We start from the raw sequence: 19,271 nt of genomic DNA on the forward strand, positions 1-19,271 counted from the left end.
CTCGCTCCCACAGGTACGGCGCGTCCCTTAAGGTTTGCACTATCCCTGTGGGAGCGAGCCTGCTCGCGAAAGCGTCAGTCCAGTCAACGCAAAGCTAAAAGCCCCTGCACCAACGGTTCCAGCTCCAGATGGTTAACGGTTTTGACCTTGTCGATCATTGCCGCCGGCCAACTCTCAAGGCCCAGGCAGGCCCCGAGCATGGCACCGAGAATCGCCGCGATGGTGTCAGTGTCACCGCCAAGGCTCGCGGCCATGCACAGCGCTTCGAAAGCGTTCATTTCGCCTATGGCCACTTGCTGGGCCAGGGCAAACGAGACCACTACCGATTCCTGTGAAGCCACCGAAGTGCCGATCACGTCGTACATCAAATCCGCCAGCAATGCCTTGTCGCTGTCGACACTGATGGTCCGCGCCCAGCTGATGCGCGAGGCGATGCGTCCGCCAGCCACCCAGTAACCGTGGCTTTCAGCTTGCTGAGCGATTTGCTGGCCGAGGTTCAACGCCTCGCCCAGGTCCATGCCGTTGATACCGGCCGAAACCACCGCCGCCACCGCCGCCGCGCTGGAAATGCCCAGCGTGGTGTTGTGGGTGACCTGGCAAGCCTGCACGACAGCGTCGATGAAACGCTCAGGGTGGGCGACATCCGCCGCGATCCCGATCGGCGTGATGCGCATTGCCGCGCCATTGGTGGTGCCGTAGCGCCCCGCTTCTTCCGGCGAGTGGCCGGCGAGGATCATTTCGATGGCACGCTTTGTCGAAGGGCCGAGCAAGTCTTGCGAGCCCTTGGCCTGCATCGCGGCTTCCCATTCGATCAACCGTTGGGCGAGCACCGACGGTTCGATCCGGCCCTCGCCTTCAACCAGCAATTGGCCGACCAGAATCGCCTGTTCGGTGTCATCGGTGATCGAGCCTTTGAGCATGTTGGCGGCGATCGGTTGATCGGGGCCCGCATCTTCCAGGCCAGTGATCTCGCCGAAGCGCACCTTGATCTCGGCACGGCTCAGCGATTGAGTTGGCATGCCCAGCGCATCGCCCAGGGCCAGTCCGTAGAACGCGCCGAGGGCACGGTTGAGCGCGGTCACTTTGACTCTCCAAACTGCAGGTGCAGGCGAAAATGCACTGGGTCGAGCAAGCTTTCGACCTGCTCCATGAATCGGTTTTGCCGGTCGTAGGTGGTGCGCAAGGCCTTGAGGAACACCGTGCCTTGCGGACGGCCCAGCAGTTCGGCGTCTTCGGCGTTCAAGGGTTCGGCGCCGATCCATTGATCGCCACGCTCGCCGATATAACCGTAAGCGGCCAGGGTGATGGTCAGGGAGTTGTCGATAAGGCCGACCCGCGGCAGGCTTTCCAGGCCTCCGGTGGCGGGCATCAATGAACGTTCAAGGGAGACCAGCTTGCCTTCGTTGGAACGGCGGCGACGGTCGAGGGTGATGAATTGGTCGGTGCCGAAACGCGGCAACAGGTCAGGACGAGTGACCGCCTCCAGCCGCAGCACTTCGGTATTGATCAGCGCCCCGCTGTCGGCCAGGGCCTGTGCCCAGCCGCTGCGCTGATCAAGCACCACGCCGTCGAAGGTGACGATGGAACCCACCCCGCTCTGGGTCGCGATGTAATTGCGCCGTTTCAATTCAGCCAGGGCTTCGCGCAGCGTGCCGCGGCTGACTTTGAATTCTTGAGCCAACTGATGCTCGCCCGGCAACAGAAAGCCGTCCTCCATGAGGCCGCTTTCGATGCGCCGGATGAGTTCATCGACCACCCGTTGTTTCTTGTCAAATCGTACCTGTCTAATCATGTACAAAGTGATAACCGAAACGGGCTGGGGCGAGCAAGGAATATTTAGGGGAAGTGACGGAAGGATATTCGATAGTGACCGCTGCGCGGTCTAGTGTGGGAGCGGGCTTGCTCGCGAAGGCGGCGTGTCATTCAGCAATTATGTTGACTGACACGCCGCCTTCGCGAGCAAGCCCGCTCCCACATTGGGTCTCCTGCACCTACTGACTATGTGCAGAACCTGGTTAATCAGCGTTGTTTGAGACGGTCAATGACGACAGCCAACAGCAAGATCGAACCCCGAATCACATACTGATAAAACGTATCGATGTTCTTCAGGTTCATCGCGTTTTCGATGATCGCCAGAATCAGCACCCCGGCAATCACATGCCGGATCATGCCGATCCCGCCGCTCAACGACACCCCGCCCAACACACAGGCAGAAATCACCGTCAGCTCAAAACCCTGGCCAATCATCGGCTGGCCGGACGTCATGCGCGACGCCAGAATCACCCCGGCCAACGCCCCGATCACGCCGTGCACGGCAAAGATAATGATCTTGGTCCGGTCAACGTTCACCCCGGCCAGCAGCGCCGCTTCCTGGTTACCGCCGATGGCCATGGTGTTGCGCCCGTAGGTGGTGTAATTCAGCAGCCAGCCGAAAAACAGGAAGCAAACGATGGTGATCAGGATCGGCACCGGTACACCCAACAACTGGCCGTTACCGAAGACGAAGAACTGCTCTTGCGACACGCCCACCGCTTTGCCGTTGGCGAAGATATAAGCCAGGCCGCGAACGATCTGCATGGTCGCCAGTGTGGTAATCAACGCATTGACCCGCAGCTTGGCGATCACGATGCCATTGATCAACCCGACGATCAGCCCCATGAACAGCGCCGCCACCACACCGAGAAACACACTGTCGGTGTCGCGCATCACCACCGCTGCAACCACGCCGGCGCAGGCAATCACCGAGCCCACCGACAAATCGAAGTGCCCGGACGCCAGGCAATACAACATGGTGCACGCCGCAATCCCCGTCGTCGAAATCGCCAGGCCCAGGCCACGCATGTTCAGCGGCGAGAGGAAGTTGTCGATCAGCAAGGTGCAGAGCACGAAGATCCCGACGGCCGCCAGCAGCATCACCCAGTCATCGAGAAAGCGCCGAAGGTCCAGAGGTTTGCGCTGGGTGGGCAAAGCGTTGTTTTGGATTGTCATAGTCACCTCTCAGTTCGCCACGCCGTCAGCGCGTTGGCGCGGCAAAGCCAGTTGCAGCAGGTTGGATTCATTGGCCTCTGCGCGAGACAACTCGCCGCGCATCGCGCCTTCGCAGAGCACCAGGATGCGGTCGGAAATACCCATCACTTCCATCAGGTCGCTGGACACCACGATCACCGCGATGCCGCTGGCGGCCAGGTTGTGGATGATCTGGTAGATCTCGGCTTTGGCGCCGATGTCGATGCCGCGAGTCGGTTCGTCGAGCAGCAGGACTTTCATCGGCATCGACAGCCAGCGGCCGAGAATGGCCTTCTGCTGATTGCCGCCGGACAGGTACATGATTTTCTGCGCCGCGTTGGGGGTCTTCACTTTCAGCGCCTTGATCTGCTTGTCGGCGTTGTCCTTCTCCCACAGGCCACGCAACAGGCAGCCAAAGGTGGAGTGGGCGCCGCGGGCGCTGATGTTGATGTTCTCGGCGACGCTGGCGAGCGGCAGGATCCCCTCTTTCTTGCGGTCCTCGGGGCACAGCAGAATCCCGGCGGCGATCGCATCGCGGGGTGAACGCAACTTCAGTTCATGGCCGCGCAATTCCAGGCGTCCGGCGGTGTTGCGTTCAAGGCCACTGAGCATGCGGAACAGCTCGGTGCGACCGGCGCCGACCAAACCGAACAGCCCGAGAATCTCGCCTTTGTGTACCTCGAAACTCACTGGCTCACGCAAACCCGGACCCAGCAAGCCGTCGACCTTGAGCGCCACTGCGCCACGCTGACGGTGGCGGTAATCGTAGATGTCCTGAATGTCGCGACCGACCATGCAGGTCACCAACTGATCATGAGTCAGTTCGCTCATGTCCTCGAACGTGCGCACAAAGCGACCGTCCTTGAACACCGTCACCGCGTTGCAGATGCGGAACACTTCTTCCATGCGGTGGGAGACGTAAAGCACCACTTTGCCTTCGTCGCGCAGCCGACCGATGATCGCCATCAAACGATCGATTTCCCGTGCCGAGAGGCTGCTGGTCGGTTCGTCAAATGCGATCACATGCGCACCACGGGACAAGGCCTTGGCGATTTCCACCAGTTGCCGCTGACCGAGGGACAGGCGCCCTACTTTCTCTTGCGGATCGATTTCATCGGCCAGGCCCTTGAGGCAAGCCAATGCCTGTTGCCGCAGTGCGCCACGATTGATCAGGCCGAAACTGGCCGGCAGATGCCCCAGGAACAGGTTCTCTGCCACGGTCATTTCCGGGACCAGATGCAGCTCTTGATGGATCACGGCGACGCCACTGCCGATGCTGTCGGCGGTGGACTTGAAGACCATCGTCTGCTCGCCGATCTGCAGGTCGCCGCTGCTCGGGGTGTAAGCACCGCCGAGGATTTTCAGCAAGGTCGATTTACCGGCGCCGTTCTCGCCCATCAAGGCGTGAACCTGCCCCGGGTGGGCGACGAAGCTGATGCTATCCAGCGCCTTCACCCCGGGAAAGGTCTTGCCGATCCCGTTGAAACGCAAGCTGCCACTAGAAGAACAGCCGCTGTGTTGTTGTGTTGTTGTTTGCGCCATAACCACCTCATCACACAGATCAGACAGCCCCGTCGCCAGGGCCGCCGTGAAATCAACCGCGCCTCAGTTCCAGAGGCCGATCTTTTCCAGTTCCTGCTTGAAGTTCTCGCGAGTGATCAGCGTAACGTCGTCCATCGCGGTGTACTTCGGCGGTTCTTTGCCGGTGGTGACCCACTCGTACATCATGCTGGCGGTGTTGTAGCCCTCGATGTGCGGGCTCGGCAGCATCGAGCCGAAGAAGCCGCTGTTGGCCTTCTTCAATTCGCCGATGGCGTCAGTGCCGTTGATGCCGATGCCGATCACGTTGGCCGCGGCAAAACCGGCGCTTTCGGTGGCGCGCACGCCGCCCAGCACGGTGTTGTCGTTCATGCCGCCGATGATCAGGTTTTTCGCGCCGCTGGGCAGTTTCACCAGCGCCGAATTGGTGGCGTCCATGCTGCCAGGGACGTCGAGGGTTTTCTGTGCAGTGAAGAGGATGTGGTCTTTCGGGAAGCCGGCATCTGTCAGCGCCTTGGCCGAACCGTCGGTGCGCTTCTTGCCGGTGTCGAGTTCGTTGAAGGTGTTAATCACCGCGTAGGTTTCTTTCCAGTCCCAGCCGCGTTTTTTCGCTTCGGTGGCCATGGCATTGCCCTGTTTCTCACCGACTTCAAACGCCGCCATGCCGAGGTAAGGCACGTCTTCCATGAACTTGCCGCTGGCATCGACGAAACGGTCATCGACCGCAATCACTTTCAAACCGTTGGCCTTGGCTTTGGCGACGATGGCCGGGCCGAGGCCGACGTCCGGCGGGCAAATCACAAAGCCCTTGGCGCCGTTGGCTGCCAGGCTGTCGATTGCCGAGAGGGTTTTCTCGCCATCCGGCACAGCGATCTTGATCACGGTGAAGCCTTTGTCCTTGCCGGCCTTTTCCGCGAAGGCCCATTCGGTCTGGAACCAGGGCTCTTCCGCCTGCTTGACCAGAAAACCGATCTTCACTTCCTCGGCCGCCAGCAACGAACTGCTCAGGCTGACCGCGGTGACCGCCAAAGCGGCACAGCACAGGGAACGGATCCCACGACGACGATTCATAAGCTGACTCCTTGTTATTTTTTTTGAGCGTTATTTGAAAGCCGGTACTGCAAATAGTCATATCGTATGATGATTGGATTTCAGGCGTAGTTCCGCGCCTGAGACCCGATTGACTCAGTCGTGGTACATGACCGAGCGACCGCCATCGATGGTGATGCACGAGGCATTGATGAACGGCGCTTCATCGCTGGCCAGGAAAACGGCGGTCATGGCCACTTCAATCGGCTGGCCGATGCGACGTGGCGGGTGCAGATCGAAAGCGCGCTGACGCTCGGCATGCGGGTCGGCAAAACCGTTCCAGTAATCAACGTTCAGCTGGGTTTCGATGTAACCCGGCGCGATGGCATTGACGCGAATGCCTTTCGGCGCGTACTCGATGCCCAGGGCGCGGGTCAGGCCGAGCAAGCCATGTTTGGCCACCGGGTACGGAAAGCAGCCGGGAATGATGTGAGTGGAATGGGTCGAGGCGATGTTGATGATGCTGCCGACGCCCTGCTCGATCATCTGCGGCAGCACGGCTTTACAGCCGAACCAGGCGCCGTCGAGGTCGATGGCGAAGCAGCGGCGCCAGTCTTCGTCAGTCATTTCCAGCGGATCGCGGAACACATTGACCCCGGCGCAGTTGACCAGCACATCGATCCGTCCGTGACGCTCGATCGCCAGTCTGGCCATGGCGTGCAGGTCTTGTTGGTTGGAAACGTCAGCCTTGATTGCCTGAACGTCGAAGCCCTTGTCTCGCCAGTGCGCCGCGACCTTTTCGACTTTCTCACCCTGAATATCGCTGATGATCAGCTTGGCCTGCTGGGAAGCGAACGTTGCGACAATCGCCTCGCCAATGCCCTGAGCAGCGCCCGTCAGCAGCACGACCTTGTTTTTCAGGCGCTCACCCTTCGGCGGTTCGGGCACCGATGGCAAGGAAAGAGGTTCAGCCATGGATCAAGACTCCTTTTTGAAGGCACGACAAAAACCGGGCATCTGTCGATGTCCGGTCAAAAGGCTTTTTGGAAAATCGCTGCATCACTTCACCTGTTTTGTTTTTTTAAGTGTGAGTGCGTGTAACTGATGGAGCCGACTATAAACCCGACCGCCAAATAATCTCAATATATAATTTTACATCCCATATTTTGGGATTTATCCCGCGAATCGAGTACAGGTTTTTCCGGCCACATCCACTCGAATCGACAGCAATGCACCGTCCAACGGATGGTTGAGCGGGCTCGCGGCGCTGGTGATGTAAAGGGTTTTGAGGTCTTCCCCCCCGAAAACGCAACTGGTGGGGCGGCTGATGGGCAGTTCGATCACGCGATCAACCTGCCCGTCCGGGGTCAGCCTGAGCAGACAGCTGCCATCCCAACGGGCGTTCCAGAGGTAACCTTCGACATCCATCGCCGAGCCATCCGGCCCGCCGCGTTCATGGGGCCCGAACCAGACCCGAGCCGGGTCGAGGTTGCCGTCGGTGCGGATGAAGTACTGGTAGAGCGTGTTGTCGAGGCTGTCGGCGAAATACACGGTGGTTGCGTCTTCGCTCCACAGCAACGTGTTAGGAATGCCCAACCCGCGAAGCAACGGCGTGACCCGAGCATCGCGATCGATGCGAAACAGGCCACCGGAACGCCGGACGATAGGCACGTCTTCGCCCTGCTCGCCGATGTTGTTCTGCATGGTGCCGAGCCAGAGCCGGCCCAGAGCATCGCAGCGGGCTTCATTAGCGCGATTGCCGGGTTGCGGATCGGCGACGCAGAGCAAGGTCAGTCGCGGCTTCAGGCCTGGGGAATCCAGATCGAGTCGATACACACCGCTGTTCAACGTCACCAACGCATCGCCGCTTTCGCAGGGGATGAAGGCGGACACATGCTCGGGCATCTGCCAGATCTGCACGTTGGCGCCAATCAGCCGCAGCGCCTGTTGACCGGCGATATCAACCCAGTACAGCGCCTGGGTCGGCGCGTCCCAGAACGGGCCTTCACCCAGCCGTGCCCGGTGTTCGGTAACCGCAGTCCACGTCATGAAACCTCCTGCATTGTTCTTGTTTTTTGTGGGAGCGAGCCTGCTCGCGAAGGCGTCGGCACATTCAACATCACTGTTAACTGACACACCGCTTTCGCGAGCAGGCTCACTCCCACAGGATTCTGCATTGTCAACTGGCCTTCTTGTCGGCCATGACTTGCGGGTAGAAGCGCTTGATGGCCAGGTCGGCGTTATCGATCAGGGTCATGCAGGCCCAGACTCCCCGCGCGGCATCCCGGGCGGCGATGGCCTCGGCCATGTCTTTGTGAATCGGTAGCGTGCGGCGCAGTTCGTCCGGGTCGGCGGCGGACACTTCGAATGACACCGCCAGCAGCGCGCCGAGGGCCGGGACCATTTGTTCGATAAATTGATTGTGGCTGGCAGCGAGGATGCACTCGTGGAAGAACTGGTCGGCACGGTTGTAATCAATGCCGCTGTCCACTGCCCGCTCCAATGCGTTGTAAGCCTGAAGGATGGCGTGAACCTGCTCGACGGTAGCGCGCTCGCAAGCCCAGCGTACGGCCATTGGTTCGATGGTGCGGCGCAGGTCGAGCAAGTCGTCGACGAAGTTTTCCGGCAAGCCGCTGCGCGACAGCCAGCCTACGACTTGCGGATCGAAAAGGTTCCAGCGGCGCACCGGCAGCACCCGCGTGCCGACCTTCGGCCCGACTTCGAGCATGCCCTTGGCGACCAGAGTTTTGATGGCTTCGCGGATAACGGTGCGACTGACACCGAGTTGCTCGCCCAGGTCGGCTTCGACCTTGAGCGTCTCACCCGGTTTGACCTGCCCCGTGGCGATCCAGCAACCCAGCCAATCGACCGTCGACGCATGAAAACTGCTGGACATGGACACCTCAGTTCAGGGACGGCACAAAGCCGTTCGCGATGGGTGTCCACGCTAATCATCATACGATTGAGTGTCAATTTGAATTTTTCTGTCTGATGGCGTCCAAGCGAGCAATTTGAACGAACCCCTATTGTGACCTACGGTTAGCCGCGACAGATCAAGCAGTCAATAGCATCTGTTCCACTCAAGTCCGCTATCGACAGGTATAAGCATGAACATGGATGCGTCTACTCAATACCCGATTGTTTTGGTCCACGGTCTTTTTGGCTTCGATAAAATTGCCGGTTATCCCTACTTCTTCGAGATCAAGGAAGCGCTGGAACATGCTGGGGCCACGGTGTTTTCCGTCAACATTCCAGCCGTTAACGGAAACGAGGAGCGCGGTAAAAAACTGCTCGACCACGTCAACCGAATTTTGCAGGAAACGGGAGCCACCAAGGTCAATCTGATCGGCCACAGCCAAGGTCCATTGGCTGCACGCTACGTAGCAGCACTGCACCCGGAAAAGGTAGCGTCAGTCACCTCGGTCAGCTGTCCCAACCATGGTTCCGAAATTGCCGATCAGTTGCATAAGGCTTTGACGCCCGGAGAGTTGCCGGAAGCGTTCGTGCTGGCGCTGTTTGCCGCGGTCGGCACCTTTATATCGCTGATCAGTGGCCACCCGAAAAACCCTCAAGATGCCCGCGCGGCCTTCGAATCGTTGACCAGCGAGGGTTTGGCAGCCTTTAATAAAAAGTACCCGCAAGGGGTGCCGAAACACTGGGGCGGTGAAGGCAACGAAGTTGAAAACGGCGTGTATTACTACTCCTGGAGTGGGATCGTGCAGAACTTTCAAAGCCTGCAACCGCTCGATCCGTCCCATTTGAACTGTATCGTGCTGTCGAAGTTATTTTATAAAGAGAAATACGCAAACGATGGGCTCGTCGGACAGTACAGCTCGCACCTGGGCAAAGTCATTCGTTCGGATTACCCGATGGACCATTTCGACGCAGTCAATCAAATGGCCGGGATCACGAGTTGGAACGTAAGCCCGGTCCACCTCTATCTTGAGCATGCGGCCCGACTCAAGGACAAAGGTTTGTAGGCAAAAAAACGGCCCGCTTGAACCGCGGGCCATTTTTCCAGAAAAAAATCATCGCGCGTTACGGCTCAAGCCCGATGGGAAAGAACTCGCCACCACTCCACACGCCTAACCAACGTTGCCCGTCGACTTCACGACTCACCGCCAACTCCACCAATTGATAGAACACATTGCGATGGATCAGCGCTTCAAGGTTGGTGCGCACATGCACGTAGGGTGCAGGTTCCTGCGTGACCGGGTCGATCACCACGCGCATGGGGTGTTCGGGGCCGGCGTCGGCGGTCTCGTCAACATTGGTGGTGAAGCGCAAGACCTGGGTTTCACCCTCGCCTTCGACATCCACGGCAATCGCCACGAAGGGCGCGTCGTCGACCTTGATGCCAACCTTCTCGACCGGGGTGATGAGGAAGTAATCGTCACCATCGCGACGAATGATGGTGGAGAACAGCTTGACCATCGGCTTGCGCCCGATTGGCGTACCCAGGTAATACCAGGTGCCGTCACGGGCGATACGCATGTCGATGTCGCCGCAGAAGTCGGGGTTCCACAGGTGGACCGGCGGCAAGCCTTTGGTTTTGGGGATTTGCCCCAACAGATCGTTGGCTTTTTGCGGGCCACTCATGGCGTTCTCCTTTTGAATTACTGGTCGCTGAGCCCCAGCAGGCTGCGCGCGTATTGTTCCAGCGGCGGGCCCATCAGGTCTTCTGGCTTTTTGTCGTGGAACGTCAGTAAACCGCCACGCCCCTTGATACGTGCAGTATCAATCAAATACTGGGTGCTGGTCTCGATCAACATGATCTGAATCACGCCGCCATCGATACCGAGGCGATCCAGGGCTTCCTGATCGAGCCATTCGTCCGAGTTGCCGATACGGTCATCAGACTTGGCGAACCGGGTATAGAGCAGGTAATGGGCACCGGCGGCACGGGCTTCGCCCATGGCTTGATCAAGACCTTCCGGGGCACGGGCGCGACGGACCATGGGAAAGTATTCGACAAAGCCATCGAAGGCGACTTCGGCTATCACGTTAGGTCGTGGGTAGACAGTACTGCCTGGCGGCACAAAGGCGCCCTGGGCGATATAGACGAATGAGTCCGGTTGGATGCGCAGGTTATTCACACGGCGGCTGTCGCTATGGTCGAGCAACCCTGCGTCGCTCATGTGGTAGCGAGTCCCTTCAGCCAGATCGCTGACATTCATGCAGCCACCAAGCGCCAAAACGGCCAGCAGCAAAACCAGGCTACGCATCCTACCCTCCAGAGGCCGGTGACGGAAAACCGGCGAATGGCCATGGGATGCAGCTTCCGCGCCAGCTCGGGAGAGGCATGGCTCTTGTAGCAGCTGCCGAAGGCTGCGTTCGGCAGTTACTACAGGGATCGTGTTTAGCCGCCGATGATTTTCATGATGGTCGCGCCACCGGAGAACGCTACTTCCTGCTTATCGCCCAAGGCTTTCACCAAGAGTCTCTGCAAGGCGGGCAAAGCTTGATGACGGGGCTTGTCCAGCAGATCGCCGACATAGTGGCGGTTGCTCGACGACAGGCAGCCATGCAGCCAGCCCGTGGAGGACAGACGCAGCCGCGAGCAGGTGCGGCAGAAAGGAACGCTTTCGTTGGCGATTACGCCGAAGTAGCCCTGCCCCGGAATTTCGTAACGCACGGCGGTGGCGTCTACCGGCGCATCGGCCTGAAGGTATTCGTAGCGCTCGCCGATCAGGCTGAGCAACTGCTGAAGGCTGACAAACTGCTGCAGGAAAGCATTGGAGTCGCTTGCCAGGTGGCCCATGCGCATCAACTCGATGAAACGAAGCTCATAGCCGCGCTCCAGACAGTAATCGAGTAGCGGCATCACTTGATCGAGGTTCTGTCCACGCAGCGGCACCATATTGACCTTTATCTTCAGGCCGGCGGCGCTGGCTTGATCCATTCCGTCGAGCACAGTCGCCAGATCGCCACCACGGGCAATGCTGCGAAAGGCGCTGGCATCCAGGGTATCGAGGGAAACGTTGATGCGACGAATGCCGGCATCCACCAGCAGTGGCAGCTTTTTCGCCAGCAGCTGACCGTTGGTGGTCAGGCTGATGTCCGCCAGGCCCATCTGCCCGACAGCGGTCATAAAGGCTTCGAGTTTTGGGCTGACCAGCGGCTCGCCGCCGGTGATGCGCAAACGCTCAATGCCCGCCGCTTCAATCAGATACGCCACGCCACGCGCCATGGCCTCAGCCGACAATTCATCCTGCGCAGCGACCAACCGCTTGCCGTTGGGCACGCAGTAGGTACACGCGTAATTGCAGGCTGAAGTCAGACTGATCCGCAAATTGCGAAAACGCCTGCCTTGACGGTCAACGATCATGGATTACTCCGGCGGAAGAATATTCGGACCGCTAAAACTTGACTCACAAATCAAGTTTTAGCAAGTCCTATGCCTGAGTATATTCCTGCGGTACTGCGCCACGTAGCGAAATAATGGCGCAATAAGGCAACTGAATGGTTCAGCTGCCCGGAGTGTCGGTATCGCGCTTGCGCTTGTTGCCCATGCGCACGCCGATGTCCATCAGGAACTGGAAGAAACCTTCCTGATCTTCCAGCACATTGCTCCAGAACGGCGAGTGATACAGCGCCACGGCGCCGTGCACCAGCGCCCAGGATGCGCAGTAATGGAAGTAAGGCGGTACGTCTTCAAGTTTGCCTTCACTGATCCGGCCCTTGATCAGCAGGGTCAGACGTTCGAAGTTCGAGGCGCGAATCTTGTGCAGCTCCTCGACCATCTCCGGCACCTGATTGCCCTTGACCACCTTTTCTTCCAGGCGATCGAACAACCGATAGCGTTGTGGATCGCGCATGCGGAATTCGAAGTAGGCCCGGGACAGGGCTTCCTTGTCCTTGTCGACATCGGCCGAATGCAACAGCTCGTTCAAATCGCGCTCGTAATCGAGCATCAGGCGCAGATAGATCTCGGCCTTGGATTTGAAGTGCTTGTAGATCGTGCCTTTACCGATACCGACGGCATCAGCAATCATCTCGACGGTGACACTGTCTTCACCTTGATCGAGGAACAGCTTGAGCGCGGTATCGAGAATTTCTTGCTCGCGGCGACGAAACTCACGGACCTTACGAGGTTCTTTATGCATAAGAAAAGGTCTGTAGGGGTCAAAATTCGAAGCCGCGTATTATGCCTAACTTGCGCAAAAATGCACGGATCATCCGACCATATATGTGTTTCTTGATGAATTCCGGCAGCCTCGCAGATCAATGAGAACTCAACCGAAGCGCCCGTATTCCAAATTTGTTTAAAAACCGCGATCAGTAAACTGGACTCGGCGCAATACTGATCAATACTTCAACTGTCGGCGGGACATCTCCCCCAAGTGTTGCGCCGATATAGGTACCAACGGACCGCGTGCCTTTGTTTTACTCCTAATGGTCTTAACCCGGATTCACCCCCCAGAACCCGGGTTTTTTTTGCCTGCGATTTAACCTTTCACATGCGCCAGCGGAAACAGTCGCTTGAAATTCTCGGTGGTTTGTTCGGCAAACCGCTCGTAGGGCTCACCTCGCAACATTGCCAGAAATTCCGCTACGTCGCGCACGTACTGCGGCAGGTTCGGCTTGCCGCGATGAGGAATCGGCGCCAGGTAAGGCGAGTCGGTTTCCACCAGCAATCGGTCAGCCGGCACTTTACTGGCTACATCACGCAGAGCGTCGGCATTGCGGAAAGTGACAATCCCGGACAAGGAAATGTAATACCCCATGTCCAATGCTGCTTTGGCCATGTCCCAGTCTTCGGTGAAACAATGCAGCACGCCAGCCTGGGGCAGCGCCGCTTCACGCAGGAGGTTCAACGTATCGGCGCGGGCACCACGGGTGTGAATGATCACCGGTTTGCCCGTCTGCTGTGCCGCTTGCAGATGCAGGCGAAACGACTCCTGCTGCAATTCCGCGGCTTCAGGCTCGTAGTGATAATCCAGACCGGTTTCACCAATCGCCACCACACGCGGGTGGTTGAGCTCGCGCAACAGCCAATCCAGTGCTGGCGCAGCGCCCGGCTGCACGTCCAGCGGATGCACGCCAACCGAACAGTCGACGTCGTCGTAACGTTCGGCCAGGGCTTTGACGTCGGCGGCATTCTCGACACTGACGCCGATACACAGAAAGTGCCCTACCCCGCGCAGACGGGCCGCATCCAGTGCGGCATCCAGAGAGCCGTCGTGGGCGGCGAGGTCGAGGCGATCAAGGTGGCAATGGGAATCTACGAGCATAAAAGGGCTGCAACTTACATCGTATGAGTGGGACGGTCGGACTTCAGGGCTCCGGCCAGATGGGTTTCGATTCGACTGCGCGCGGTATTGTCGCCATCGTTGAATTGTACACCGACCCCGGCGGCCCGGTTGCCCTGCGCACCTTTGGGGGTGATCCAGGTGACCTTGCCGGCGACCGGAATCTTCTCCGGCTCGTCCATCAGGTTCAACAGCATGAATACCTCATCGCCCAACTTGTAACTCTTGTTGGTCGGGATAAACAGGCCACCGTTCTTGATGAACGGCATGTAGGCCGCGTAAAGCACGGACTTGTCCTTGATCGTCAGGGACAAAATGCCGTTGCGCGGCCCCGGATTGACGAGTTCATTCATGCTGACCTCCGTTGCTGATGCTCAGAGTCTAGTGTCCATCTCACAAACAGTATTTGCGAGACAGGATACTAAGCACAGACCGTCACTTCTGGGTAGGCAAACCCACCCATTGCACCAACAGCGCCTCCAGCAACAACACCCGATTGAGGTTGGCTTTGCTCATTACCTTCTGGCGCTGGGCGAGAATCCAGTCCTGAATATTCAGGACTTTGTCCCGGCCAGCTTTCTGCGCCAGGTACTGAATCACCTTGCGCATGTCCGTCAGTCCCAGGCCTTCTTCGTCCTGAGTCAGCTGATAGCGCAGTATCAGGCTCGACCAGTCGCAGAACCAGTCGAACAACAGCAACAGCGGAATCGCATTCCAGCCTTCGGCCAGTTGCGTCGGTGACTGTTGCTGCTTGAGCAACTTCTTCACGCCATCGACCACCAGCGCCCGTTGCTCACGCACGCCCTGGGCCTGCAAGTTGACGGCGGCCAGTGGCGAACCGGCGGCCAGGGTCAGCAGTTCGACGCGTTCGTCTTGCGAACAATCCGGCAACGCCTTCGCCAACCACGCCAGACTCATCGCCTCGCTCGGCAGCGGACAAGCCTGTTGCTGGCAGCGGCTCTTGATCGTCGGCAGCAAACGACTGGTCTGGTGACTGACCAGCAGCAACACGGTATCACCGGACGGTTCTTCAAGACTTTTGAGCAAGGCGTTGGCGGCGTTGACGTTCATCGACTCCGCCGGTTCGATCAGCACCACTTTGCGCCCACCCATCTGCGCGGTCTGAACCACGAAGCTGACCAGATCACGAACCTGATCGACCTTGATCGCCTTATCGGCTTCTTCCGGTTCCAGAATGTAGTTGTCAGGGTGACTGCCGGCCTTGAGCAACAGACAGGATTTGCATTCGCCGCAAGCATCGTGGGCCGCACTCGGACGCTGGCACAACAAACTGGCCATCAAGCGCTCGGCCAGCGCGCGCTTGCCGATCCCGGCGGGGCCATGGAGAAGATAGGCGTGAGCATGTTGCTTGCGACCGGCCAACTGCTGCCAGAGACTGTCCTGCCACGGATAGGCTTCAGCCACGGGTCAACTCCAGCAGACGTGGCAGCAAGGCATCCAGTGACTGCTGAACCTGCGTCAGCGGCTGGGCGGCATCGACCAGGACATAACGCGCAGGAACCGCTTCAGCACGCTTGAGGAAAGCACTGCGCACCGCATCAAAAAAGGTTCGGCCTTCGAGTTCGAAGCGATCCAGACGACCGCGAGCGCTGGCGCGGGCCAGGCCCACTTCCACCGGCAGATCGAAAATCAACGTCAGGTCCGGACGCAAATCGCCCTGGACGAAGGCTTCCAGAGTCGCGATGCGCTCCAGCGACAGGCCGCGACCGCCACCCTGATAGGCGTAGGTCGAATCGGTAAAGCGATCACACAGGACCACCGCACCGCGGGCCAGTGCCGGGCGAATCACCTCGGCCAGATGCTGGGCTCGCGCTGCGAACACCAACAGCAACTCGGTGTCGGGGTTCATGACTTCGTCAACCGGCGCCAGCAACACTTCGCGGATCCGCTCGGCCAACGGCGTGCCGCCTGGTTCGCGAGTCAGCACGACCTCGATACCCGCGGCGCGCAGGCGCTCGGCCAGGTATTCGCGATTGGTGCTCTTGCCGGCCCCTTCCGGGCCTTCCAGGGTAATAAACAAGCCAGTCACAGGCAGTCCTTAGTCAGAGTCATTGCGGGCTTTGCGGCGCGGTTGCATCCGGTTCGGGCGCGGGTGCGGCTGCGGGTTCTTGAGCGGGTTCTTGCGCCGGCTCCGGTGATGGCGACGGGTCAGGCGCTTGCGGCTCTGGTGGCGCCGCCTGAGCAGGCTCCTGCGGTGGCACTTGCGGCAAAGCCTCGGGGACTGTGTCGGGCGAAGCAGCCGGAATCGGTGCCTGCTCATCCGTCGCCTCTGGCGCCGTGGTGGGCGCGGGGCTGGAGCGGTAGTCGGCACGGCGCTTGATCTGGAACTCACGCACAGCGTTATTGTGCGCGTCCAGATCATCGGAGAACACGTGGCTGCCATCACCACGAGCAACGAAATAGAGGCTATTGCCAGCCACCGGATTCAGCGCTGCATGAATCGCTTCGCGGCCGACCATGGCGATCGGGGTCGGCGGCAGTCCCGAAATCATGTAGGTGTTGTACGGCGTCGCTTCCTTGAGATGAGCACGAGTCAATTTGCCGGTGTAACGATCACCGAGGCCGTAGATCACGGTCGGATCGGTCTGCAGCAGCATGCCCATTTCCATGCGACGCACGAACACGCCAGCGATTTGCCCGCGCTCCTGCGGCACGCCGGTTTCCTTCTCCACCAGCGAGGCCATGATCAGCGCCTGATAGGGTTCGGTGTACGGCACATCAGCGGCCCGCTGGCTCCACTCCTTGGCAAGGACTTCGTCGAGGCGGTCGTAGGCTTTTTTCAGCAGCTCGACATCGGTCATGCCGCGCACGAAGCGATAGGTGTCAGGGAAGAATCGCCCTTCCGGAAAAATCCCGCTGTGGCCGAGCTTGTCCATCACCTCGCTATCACTCAAACCGTCGAGGGTCTTTTCGAGTTTTTCATCCTTGGCCAGAGCAGCGCGGACCTGATGGAAATTCCAGCCCTCGACCAGGGTCAGGCTGTACTGAACCATTTCCCCGCGCTTCCACAGGTCAATCAGGCCTTCGACGGTCATGCCGGGCTGCATGCGGTATTCGCCCTTGTGCAACGGTTGCTTGGCAAGATTGAAGCGCCAATACACACGCAACCAGAAAGCGTCCTTGATGACGCCATCGGCTTCGAGTCGATAGAAGGTGCGGGTCGGTGTCGTGCCTTTGGGCACTTCCAGCAGCTCTTCCTGGGTGATGTTCAGCGGCTGTTCCAGCGCCGAATGGATTTTCCAGGCGGAAGCGCCCAGACACAGCCCTGCCAGAACCAATCCGGTTTCCAGCAGCAGCAAGAATTTACGTCTCACGTATCAAGCATCCAGTAGCGCGCGGGCAATGGTTTGGAGTTTACGGGTGAGCGGACCAACCGGCCAGCTCAGTGCTGCATAGGCGCGCACCGGCCAAACGCCATACACGCTGTTGCAGACAAAGACTTCATCAGCCCATTGCAGCTGATCGAGGGTGATGTCGGTGATTTGTGTGGGGATCCCCAATGACTCGGCTTGAAACAATAATTCGGCACGCATCACGCCGGCCACGCCACAGCGCTTCAAATCAGCCGTGATCAGCACGCCATCGCGGATCAGGAACAGATTGCTGAACACGCCTTCAATGACGCGTCCGGCCTGATCGAGCATCAAGCCTTCGGCATGATCGGTGTCTTGCCATTCGGAGCGGGCGATGACCTGCTCAAGACGGTTCAGGTGTTTGAGTCCGGCGAGCAGAGGCTGCTTGGAAAGTCGCGTCGCACAGGGGAACAGGCGAACGCCCTGCTCCGCATTGGCAGCAGGATAAACCGCAGGAGGGTTGCCCAGCATGATGCGGCGCGCCTGAGCCGAAGGATCGGGCGCATAACCCCGCGCGCTTTCGCCACGCGTGACGATGAGCTTGAGCACACCTTCGCCCAACGCTTGGGCATAGGCCAGTAACTCTGTGCAGACAGCCGCATGATCGAGATTAATTGCCAACCGCTGGCAACCTTTGACCAAACGCACCAGATGCCGATCCAGCAACACCGGAGCGCCGTTGCGCACGGCAATGGTCTCGAACAGACCATCGCCGTAAGCCAGGCCGCGATCCTTCAGCGACAAAGCGTCAGCCGGCTGACCGTCGACCCAGCTGTCCATCAGTCAGCGAACCGGCGGAACACCAGCGAGCCGTTGGTGCCGCCAAACCCGAAGGAGTTGGACAGCACCACATCGATATCCATATTGCGCGCGGTATGCGGTACGAAATCGAGGTCGCAACCTTCGTCCGGCTCATCAAGGTTGATGGTCGGCGGCGCTACCTGGCTGTTGATCGCCAGCACACTGAAGATCGCCTCGACCGCGCCCGCCGCACCCAACAGGTGACCGGTCATGGACTTGGTCGAACTGACCGCCAGTTTGTAAGCGTGATCGCCGAATACCGACTTGATCGCACAGGCTTCGGCAAGGTCGCCGGCCGACGTCGAGGTGCCGTGGGCGTTGACGTACTGAACCTGATCGCCATTGATCCTGGCATCGCGCAGCGCATTGGTGATGCAACGTGCAGCACCTGCACCATCAGCCGGTGGCGAAGTCATGTGGTACGCATCGCCACTGGTGCCAAAGCCGATCAGCTCGGCGTAGATCGTCGCACCACGGGCCTTGGCGTGCTCCAGTTCTTCCAGAACCAGAGCCCCGGCACCGTCGGACAGCACGAAGCCATCACGGCCCTTGTCCCATGGACGGCTGGCGCGGGTCGGCTCGTCGTTGCGGGTCGACAGTGCGCGGGAGGCACCGAAGCCGCCCATGCCCAGACCGCAAGCTGCCATTTCAGCGCCGCCGGCAATCATCACGTCGGCTTCGTCGTACATGATGTTGCGTGCCGCCATGCCGATGCAGTGCGTACCGGTGGTACACGCAGTGGCGATGGCGTAGTTAGGTCCCTGTGCGCCCAGATGGATGGACAGGAAACCGGAAATCATATTGATGATCGAGCCAGGCACGAAAAACGGAGAAATCCGTCGTGGGCCGGAATCATGCAGTGTGCGGCTGGTTTCTTCGATATTGGTCAGTCCGCCAATACCCGAACCCATGGCCACGCCGATGCGCTCACGGTTAGCGTCGGTGACTTCCAGACCGGAGTTACGAACTGCCTGAAAACCTGCGGCCAGACCGTATTGAATGAACAGGTCGAGCTTGCGAGCTTCCTTGACCGACAGGTATTCCTCGACATTGAAGCCCTTTACCGAGCCGCCAAAACGGGTGGAATAGGCAGAAAGGTCGGTGTGTTCGATCAGACCAATGCCACTGCGGCCAGCCAGAATGCCCTGCCAACTGCTCGGCACATCCGTGCCCAGTGGCGACAACATACCCATACCGGTGACTACGACGCGTCTACGCGACACAGCACTCTCCTTTTTCAAATGACGACTTTGCATCAGGCCTAAAGAAA

Annotated in this window: 20 protein-coding genes; 1 reads left to right on the forward strand and 19 read right to left on the reverse strand. The window is 59.2% G+C overall.

Going from position 1 to position 19,271, the window contains the following annotated elements:
- Positions 1-83 precede the first annotated feature (83 nt).
- From EAH74_RS03905 to EAH74_RS03945, 8 genes are all read right to left on the reverse strand, one after another.
- Complete coding sequence (locus EAH74_RS03905) at positions 84-1,082, reverse strand: ADP-ribosylglycohydrolase family protein (RefSeq protein WP_140676206.1); 999 nt, start codon at positions 1,080-1,082, stop codon at positions 84-86.
- Positions 1,079-1,792: a GntR family transcriptional regulator gene (locus tag EAH74_RS03910; protein WP_140676209.1), complete on the reverse strand. Its 714-nt coding sequence runs from the start codon at positions 1,790-1,792 to the stop codon at positions 1,079-1,081. The genes EAH74_RS03905 and EAH74_RS03910 overlap by 4 nt, the downstream gene beginning before the upstream one ends.
- A 227-nt stretch (positions 1,793-2,019) precedes the next feature.
- Positions 2,020-2,988, reverse strand: a complete 969-nt coding sequence (gene araH / locus EAH74_RS03920) for an L-arabinose ABC transporter permease AraH (protein ID WP_111451791.1) — start codon at positions 2,986-2,988, stop codon at positions 2,020-2,022.
- Between the two features lie 9 nt (positions 2,989-2,997).
- On the reverse strand, positions 2,998-4,548 hold the full coding sequence (gene araG, locus EAH74_RS03925) for an L-arabinose ABC transporter ATP-binding protein AraG (protein ID WP_140676213.1): 1,551 nt from the start codon (positions 4,546-4,548) through the stop codon (positions 2,998-3,000).
- A 63-nt stretch (positions 4,549-4,611) separates the two neighbouring features.
- On the reverse strand, positions 4,612-5,616 hold the full coding sequence (locus tag EAH74_RS03930) for a substrate-binding domain-containing protein (protein ID WP_140676216.1): 1,005 nt from the start codon (positions 5,614-5,616) through the stop codon (positions 4,612-4,614).
- A 114-nt stretch (positions 5,617-5,730) separates the two neighbouring features.
- Positions 5,731-6,549 (reverse strand): SDR family oxidoreductase, encoded by an 819-nt coding sequence (locus tag EAH74_RS03935; protein WP_140676219.1) that lies wholly within the window; start codon positions 6,547-6,549, stop codon positions 5,731-5,733.
- A 198-nt stretch (positions 6,550-6,747) separates the two neighbouring features.
- Complete coding sequence (locus tag EAH74_RS03940; RefSeq protein ID WP_140676222.1) at positions 6,748-7,623, reverse strand: SMP-30/gluconolactonase/LRE family protein; 876 nt, start codon at positions 7,621-7,623, stop codon at positions 6,748-6,750.
- Between the two features lie 130 nt (positions 7,624-7,753).
- Positions 7,754-8,470 carry a FadR/GntR family transcriptional regulator gene (locus EAH74_RS03945; RefSeq protein ID WP_008152308.1) on the reverse strand — a complete coding sequence of 239 codons (717 nt, stop codon included), beginning with the start codon at positions 8,468-8,470 and terminating at the stop codon, positions 7,754-7,756.
- 211 nt (positions 8,471-8,681) lie between these two features.
- Between EAH74_RS03945 and EAH74_RS03950 the strand changes: the two genes are divergently transcribed.
- Entirely contained in the window at positions 8,682-9,554 is an 873-nt protein-coding gene (locus EAH74_RS03950; RefSeq protein ID WP_140676225.1) for an esterase/lipase family protein, read from the forward strand.
- 58 nt (positions 9,555-9,612) lie between these two features.
- On the opposite strand, the gene EAH74_RS03955 is transcribed toward EAH74_RS03950, so the two are convergent.
- The 11 genes from EAH74_RS03955 to fabF form a co-directional block, all read right to left on the reverse strand.
- Positions 9,613-10,173: a DUF1285 domain-containing protein gene (locus EAH74_RS03955; RefSeq protein WP_140676228.1), complete on the reverse strand. Its 561-nt coding sequence runs from the start codon at positions 10,171-10,173 to the stop codon at positions 9,613-9,615.
- A 17-nt stretch (positions 10,174-10,190) separates the two neighbouring features.
- Positions 10,191-10,799 (reverse strand): DUF4823 domain-containing protein, encoded by a 609-nt coding sequence (locus tag EAH74_RS03960; protein ID WP_033056964.1) that lies wholly within the window; start codon positions 10,797-10,799, stop codon positions 10,191-10,193.
- 134 nt (positions 10,800-10,933) lie between these two features.
- On the reverse strand, positions 10,934-11,902 hold the full coding sequence (locus tag EAH74_RS03965) for a GTP 3',8-cyclase MoaA (RefSeq protein ID WP_140676231.1): 969 nt from the start codon (positions 11,900-11,902) through the stop codon (positions 10,934-10,936).
- Between the two features lie 139 nt (positions 11,903-12,041).
- A complete protein-coding gene (locus EAH74_RS03970) occupies positions 12,042-12,680 on the reverse strand; it encodes a TetR/AcrR family transcriptional regulator (RefSeq protein WP_123364802.1) in 639 nt (212 codons plus the stop codon).
- Positions 12,681-13,022: 342 nt separating this feature from the next.
- Entirely contained in the window at positions 13,023-13,808 is a 786-nt protein-coding gene (locus EAH74_RS03975) for a TatD family hydrolase (RefSeq protein WP_033056960.1), read from the reverse strand.
- 14 nt (positions 13,809-13,822) lie between these two features.
- Positions 13,823-14,179, reverse strand: a complete 357-nt coding sequence (locus tag EAH74_RS03980; protein WP_033056958.1) for a PilZ domain-containing protein — start codon at positions 14,177-14,179, stop codon at positions 13,823-13,825.
- A gap of 82 nt (positions 14,180-14,261) precedes the next feature.
- A complete protein-coding gene (locus EAH74_RS03985; protein ID WP_140676234.1) occupies positions 14,262-15,251 on the reverse strand; it encodes a DNA polymerase III subunit delta' in 990 nt (329 codons plus the stop codon).
- Positions 15,244-15,876, reverse strand: a complete 633-nt coding sequence (tmk, locus tag EAH74_RS03990; protein ID WP_140676237.1) for a dTMP kinase — start codon at positions 15,874-15,876, stop codon at positions 15,244-15,246. The genes EAH74_RS03985 and tmk overlap by 8 nt, the downstream gene beginning before the upstream one ends.
- Positions 15,877-15,895: 19 nt before the next feature.
- The gene (mltG, locus tag EAH74_RS03995) at positions 15,896-17,161 is read right to left on the reverse strand and encodes an endolytic transglycosylase MltG (RefSeq protein ID WP_140676240.1); all 1,266 of its coding nucleotides are present in this window, start codon (positions 17,159-17,161) and stop codon (positions 15,896-15,898) included.
- A gap of 3 nt (positions 17,162-17,164) precedes the next feature.
- A complete protein-coding gene (pabC, locus tag EAH74_RS04000) occupies positions 17,165-17,980 on the reverse strand; it encodes an aminodeoxychorismate lyase (protein ID WP_140676243.1) in 816 nt (271 codons plus the stop codon).
- The gene (gene fabF / locus EAH74_RS04005; RefSeq protein WP_140676246.1) at positions 17,980-19,224 is read right to left on the reverse strand and encodes a beta-ketoacyl-ACP synthase II; all 1,245 of its coding nucleotides are present in this window, start codon (positions 19,222-19,224) and stop codon (positions 17,980-17,982) included. The genes pabC and fabF overlap by 1 nt, the downstream gene beginning before the upstream one ends.
- Positions 19,225-19,271: the final 47 nt, after the last annotated feature.

Origin of the sequence: Pseudomonas mandelii (assembly GCF_006438925.1) — a bacterium.
Classification (GTDB): domain Bacteria; phylum Pseudomonadota; class Gammaproteobacteria; order Pseudomonadales; family Pseudomonadaceae; genus Aquipseudomonas; species Aquipseudomonas mandelii_C.